Here is an 854-nt window from a genome sequence, read left to right on the forward strand (position 1 = left end):
ACCGGGATCAGGGGTTTGGGCACCTTATGCGGCTCATAGATGCCATCAACGATAGCCTTGTCGCGAAAGTTGAGTGAGACAGCGCCGACCTTGACCAACAACTCGCCGGCCTTCGGTTGCGGGGTCGCTACCTCTGCCAATTGCAGGTTGTCGAGTCCGAAATCTTTCAATAACCAAGCCTTCATTACGAATCTCCAAATACACGTCAATGGCCGCAAACCGGAAACGGTTTTGCCTTGGGCACATCTTTCGCTTTTGGAGACCCGCAATAAATGCGCTGAAAAAGACATGATTGTTCTATTCTTAGGCAACAATCATTTTTGAGCTCCGTGAGTCAGTCGGGAGCCCACATGGAAACGTTATGGAATTACTGCAATCGATGCGACTGTTCGTCAGGCTTGCTGAACTTGGCAGCTTCACTAAAGCCGCCGAGTCGCTGGACATCGGGCGGCCTCAGGTCACCCGTTACATCCAGGAGCTGGAGACTTCATTGGGCGTGCGCCTATTCCAGCGCACCACGAGAAAGGTCGCACTCACCGCCGAGGGCGAGCGGTTCTATGAGCGGGTGCAAGACATTCTCGCGGGTATTTCTGCTGCGACCTCGATGTTTGACCACACTGGCGCAACGCTCGCGGGCCGACTTCGCGTCGATATCCCGACCGCTTTCGCGCAAATGGAATTCATCAAAAGCCTGAAAGAGTTCACCTCCACCTACCCCGGTATCAACATGGTGCTGGGCGTGACAGATCGAACCGTTGACCTGATTGGTGAAGGCATCGACTGTGCATTACGTATCGGCGATTTACCGGACTCGACGTTGATCGCTCGTCCCATCGCGATGGCAACCATGGTGA

General features: G+C 54.2%; 1 protein-coding gene and 1 pseudogene. One reads left to right on the forward strand and one right to left on the reverse strand.

Going from position 1 to position 854, the window contains the following annotated elements; translation table 11 throughout:
- A pseudogene (locus AC1DRJ_RS30285) lies at positions 1-185 on the reverse strand (NAD(P)-dependent alcohol dehydrogenase); the annotation flags it as partial.
- A 176-nt stretch (positions 186-361) separates the two neighbouring features.
- Here AC1DRJ_RS30285 and AC1DRJ_RS30290 point away from each other — a divergent pair.
- Positions 362-854: LysR family transcriptional regulator (locus tag AC1DRJ_RS30290; RefSeq protein WP_477805354.1), on the forward strand; the 493-nt coding region annotated here is incomplete at its 3' end.

Source organism: Pseudomonas sp. P5_B2, assembly GCF_056400445.1.